The 4,673-nt window shown below is 74.2% G+C and carries 3 protein-coding genes and 1 pseudogene (1 of these 4 running past the window's edge); 3 read left to right on the top strand and 1 reads right to left on the bottom strand.

What is annotated here, in order from left to right; genetic code table 11:
• Positions 1-468 (bottom strand): annotated as a pseudogene (locus tag JS521_RS36405) (alpha/beta fold hydrolase) (its annotated part extends 30 nt beyond the left edge of the window); the annotation flags it as partial.
• A gap of 184 nt (positions 469-652) precedes the next feature.
• Here JS521_RS36405 and JS521_RS03060 point away from each other — a divergent pair.
• From JS521_RS03060 to JS521_RS03050, 3 genes are all read left to right on the top strand, one after another.
• Complete coding sequence (locus JS521_RS03060) at positions 653-1,627, top strand: LLM class flavin-dependent oxidoreductase (protein ID WP_205081146.1); 975 nt, start codon at positions 653-655, stop codon at positions 1,625-1,627.
• Positions 1,628-1,763: 136 nt separating this feature from the next.
• Positions 1,764-3,797, top strand: a complete 2,034-nt coding sequence (locus tag JS521_RS03055; RefSeq protein WP_205081145.1) for an ATP-binding protein — start codon at positions 1,764-1,766, stop codon at positions 3,795-3,797.
• A 139-nt stretch (positions 3,798-3,936) separates the two neighbouring features.
• Positions 3,937-4,440: a GNAT family N-acetyltransferase gene (locus tag JS521_RS03050; RefSeq protein ID WP_205081144.1), complete on the top strand. Its 504-nt coding sequence runs from the start codon at positions 3,937-3,939 to the stop codon at positions 4,438-4,440.
• Positions 4,441-4,673: the final 233 nt, after the last annotated feature.

Here is a 4,673-nt window from a genome sequence, read left to right as displayed (position 1 = left end):
TGTTGCGCCGCCTTTTACCCGGCGGGTGTGTGCCGGTGGGCGCCCTGGTCCCGCCCGGGGGGCGCGGGGGGGGGGGGGCCTTACGCGGCGGTGGGGGGCTTTGGCCGCCTCCACGCCCGCCCGGCCGTCCGGCCAGCCGGAGACGAAGGACTCGCCGTCGGCCGGGACGCTGGAGTCGACGAACACGACGTGGGCGAGCCGGTCGCCGATCCGTGTCGCCGCCTGCCCGACCGGGATGCCCGCGTAGCTGTGGCCGACCAGCACCACATCGCGCAGACCGAGGCGCTCCACCTCGTCGACGATGTCCTGGACGTGCGTCCGCTGATCCGCGGCCGCCCCCTGCTTGTCGGCGAGGCCGGACAGGGTCAGCGGGTGGACCCCGTGACCGGCCGCAAGCAGGTCGGGCTCCACGTCGCGCCACGCCCACGAACCGAGCCAGGCGCCTGCCACGAGTACGAATTGCGTCATGCCAGCAACGTAGCGCAGGGGTACGACAGCGCCTCCCGGCCGCCGTCCCACCGCTCGCGGCCCCGGTGGGCAGGCGTCCCCCGGGGCCGTCGCCTTCGCCGGTTCGCTATCTTCGCGGGACCGGAACGGGGTGGCGGGCGGGGGTGATCGCCGTCGCCCGGCCGCCGATCGAAGGAGAGCACCTGTGCGTTCCCCCGCCACCGACCGGACCGTGGGCGTTCTGCTGCCGCGCGACCTGCCGGCCGACCGGATCCTCCCGTACGCGCGACGGGCCGAGGAGTCGGGGTTCGGCGCCGTCTGGGTGGTCGAGGACCTCGGCTTCCGCGGAGGGATCGCCCAGGCGGCCGCCGTGCTGGCGTCCACCGACCGCGTCCGGGTCGGCATCGGGCTGCTCCCCGCCGGGGCCCGCAACGTGGCGTTCGCGGCGCTGGAGATCGCGTCCCTGGCGCAGCTCTTCCCCGGCCGGGTCGACGTCGCCGTGGGGCACGGCATGCCGCACTGGATGCGCAGCGTCGGCCAGTGGCCCCGGAGCCCGCTCACCTTCCTCCGCGAGTACGTCGACGCCTTGCGGGCACTCCTGCGCGGCGAACTCACGCAGCGGCGCGGGCAGTACGTGCACCTCGACGGTGTACAGCTGGATCCCAGTGCGCTGCCCGACGTGGTGCCCGACATCCTCGCGGGGGTACGGGGCCCCAAGTCCCTGGCGCTCTCCGGCGAGGTGGCGGACGGGACGGTCCTCGCCGAGCCGGTCGCCCCCGAGTACGCGCGGGCGGCGCTCGGGCACATTTCCGCCGCCCGCCCCCACCGGCTCGTGGCCTACAACATCGCGTCCGTCGACGCCGACCCGCTCGCCGCGCTGGCCGCCGCCCGCCCGGGGCTGGAGTGGATCGGCGAGCCCGACTGGCACGCGCACATCGCCCCACTCCCGTTCGCCGACGAGTTGGTCGCGCTGCGGGCCGGGTGCGCGAGCCGCGAGGAGTTCGCCCGGCGCATGCCCGACGACTGGGTCGCCCGGCTCGCCGTGGCCGGGACTCCGGCACAGGCACGTGACCGCCTCGACGGACTGCGGGCGGCAGGCGTCACCGACACGGTCCTCGCCCCGGTCGGCCCCGACCCGCTGAAGGCCCTCGATTCCCTGGCTTCCGTTCTCGACGCCTGAGACGCCGCCACGATCGCCTCCCCGTCTTTCGACCGATGCCCATCGCCGATCGAACGGGATGCATTGTCGGCCGTTTCTGACTGCTTTTCGCTATGAACGGAGGCGGTGGGCGACGGCGAGGCAGGATGTCCCCGTGATGGGCAACCTTCCCGTCGTGACGACCAGTTTCGTCGGCCGCAACAGCGAACTGGTCAGCGTCGAACGGGCACTTCGAGATCATCGGCTGGTCACGCTCACCGGCAGCGGTGGGGTCGGCAAGAGCCGGCTGGCCCTGCGCACCGCCGAGCGTGCCCGCGACCGCTACGCCGACGGCGTCTGGTGGGCCGACCTCTCCCATCTGCACGACGAGCAACTGCTCGCCACGACCGTCTCCGACGGGGTCGGGCTGCTGGACCACAGTCCTCGCCGCCCGGTGGCCGCGCTCGGTGAGTGGCTGTCCGGCAAGAGTCTGCTCCTCGTTCTCGACTGCTGCGAGCGGATCGTCGGCCCCTGCGGTCAGCTGGTCGCCGAACTGCTCGCCGCTGCCCCGCGTCTGACGGTCCTGGCCACCAGCAGGGAGCCGTTGGGCGCGGCGGAGGAGAGGTGCGTCGAGGTGCCCCCGCTGTCGGCGGGCGACGACGGTGACGAGGCCGTCCGGCTCTTCCGCGACCGCGCGGCGGCCGTCGCCCCGGGCGTCTCGCTCGACGACCCGGGAAGTGCGGCCGCCGTAGCCGAGATCTGCCACCGCCTCGACGGCATACCGCTCGCCGTCGAACTGGCCTGCGCCCAGCTCCGCGGGAGCAGCGTGCAGGAGATCACCGGGCGGCTGGCCTCCCGGATGGAGGAACTCACCGACGACACCGTCTGGCCCCGCCGCCACCGGGCGCTGCGCACCACGATCGGCTGGAGCCACGAGCTCTGCGCCCCGCTGGAGCGGCTGCTGTGGGCGCGGCTCTCCGTGTTCCGCGGTGTCATCACGACGCCGGACGCGGAGGCGGTGTGCGCGGGCGGGCCGCTGGACGCCGAGGCCGTCGCCCCCGCCCTGGAGCGCCTGGCCGACCAGTCCGTGCTCCGGCGGGCCGGGGGCGGCTACCGGATGCTGGACACGCTGCGCGAGTACGGGGCGATGTGGCTGGCCGAGCTGGCGGAGGACGCGCTCCTCGCCGACCGGCACGCCCGGCACTTCGCCCATGTCTCCGTCCAGGCGTACGCGGGCTGGCTCGGTCCCTCGCAGGTCCTCTGGTACCACCGGATCGCCGACACCCACGCGGACCTGTGCGCGGCCCTGGACCATCTGCTGGCCGAGGACCCGGAGATGGCGATGGAGATGGCCGGGTGCGCCGGTCTCTTCTGGAGCTGCTGCGGCCATCTGCACCAGGCCCGTACGTATCTGGAGCGGGTGCTCGCCCTGCCGCTCTCCGCCGGTCCGCACCGCACCCGGGCGCTGTGGGCCCTGGGGATCACGCTGACGCTCCAGGGCGACCACGAGGCGGCGCGCCGCACCGGCGAGGAGTGCGAGCAGGCGGCCCGCCGCGACGAGGACCCGGAGGCGGTGCTCCTCGCGGCCCACTCCGTGAGCTTCACGTACCTGATGATGGGCCAACCGCTCACCGCGTACTCCGTCAGCGACCGCGCGCTGCGCGAGAATCCGGGCGACCCCGCCGACGCGCCCTCGCAGTTGCGCTGCCGGGTGATACGCCTGTTCGCCCTGTCCGCGCTCGGCCGGCTCGACGAGGCGTACGAGGAGGCCATACGGCTCCAGCGGATCAGTCTGCGTTTCGGCGAGCACTGGGCGCGGGCGTACGCCGATCACCAACTCGCCCTCATCCACCTGCTCCAGGGCCGCCCCCGGCATGCCGAGAGCCACGCGCGCGCGATGCTCGCGAGCAAGCACGAACTGCACGACAGCCTCGGCATAGCGCTCGGCCTCGATCTGCTCGCCGGAGCGATCGCGGCGCAGGGCAACGGGGTGGCCGCGGCCCGTGCCTCCGGTACGGGGCACACGTTCTGGCGCATGATCGGCCACCCGCACCGGGGCACCCCGGAGCTCGGGGCGATCCGCGAGCAGTGGGAGCTGAGGGCCCGGCAGGCCGCAGGCGACTCTGCGTACGAGCTGGCCTACCGGAGCGCCTCGGCCGACGACGCAGAACGCGGCCTGGCCCACGCGCTGGAGCGCGGGAACCCCGGCTAGAACCCGTCCCGGCGGTCCCGCGCGGGCAGGCGGACCACGCTGCGCGACCGGACGCTTCCCGGCCCGGGCAGCCCCCGCCGGAGCAGCCCCTCCACCCGGCCGCCGGACACCTCGGCGGGACACCGCCTAGCATCCGGGTATGACGTCCATCAGCCGGCTCCGTCCCGACCACGCCGAGGCCCTGCTCGCCTTCGAACGGGAGAACCGGACCTACTTCGCCGCGTCCATCTCCGACCGGGGCGACGACTACTTCGCCGAGTTCACCGAACGCCACCGCGAACTGCTCGCCGAGCAGGACGCGGGCTTGCACCACCTGCACCTCATCGAGGATGCCTACGGCGGCGTCCTCGGCCGGATCAACCTCGTCGAGGTGCGGGGCGGTTCGGCCGAGCTGGGCTACCGGATAGCGGAGAAGGCCGCGGGGCAGGGCCTGGCCACCTGGGCGGTCCAGCGGATCTGTGTGCTGGCGGTCGAGGAGTACGGGCTCACCTCGCTGCGCGCCAAGACGACGCTGGACAACACGGGCTCCCGCGCGGTGCTGGCGCGTACGGGGTTCGAGCCGCTGGAGGACGTCATGTTCGGCGACCGCCCCGGGCGGCGGTACGTCCTGGATCTGAGCGCGGGCTCTCCCCCGGCCCACTGACCGCCGCGCCGGTGAGCGCGGCGGCGAGGAGCGAGGGCAGAGCGGGCGGGGCCGGGCGCGTCGCCTGAGGCCGGAGGTGTGGCGGTGGTCGCCCGGATGGTCCACCTCGGGGGCAAGCACGGTCCGGCCGCCCGATGCTGGGGCTCGCGGGAGCGGACCGTACAGCTCCGCCCCGCCCTTCGCCCACCGCCTTCAGGAGGCCCCCGTGCCCGCACGTTCCCATCCGGACGCCC

Source organism: Streptomyces durocortorensis (assembly GCF_016901035.1).
GTDB classification, from domain to species: domain Bacteria; phylum Actinomycetota; class Actinomycetes; order Streptomycetales; family Streptomycetaceae; genus Streptomyces; species Streptomyces durocortorensis.
Note: the sequence above shows the minus strand (reverse complement) of the source record. Positions and strands in the feature narration are given on the sequence as shown.

Bases quoted from the DNA above. Each gene is read 5' to 3' on its own strand.
- JS521_RS03050 (WP_205081144.1), top strand. From the start codon at position 3,937: ATGACGTCCATCAGCCGGCTCCGTCCCGACCACGCCGAGGCCCTGCTC.
- JS521_RS03055 (WP_205081145.1), top strand. From the start codon at position 1,764: ATGGGCAACCTTCCCGTCGTGACGACCAGTTTCGTCGGCCGCAACAGC.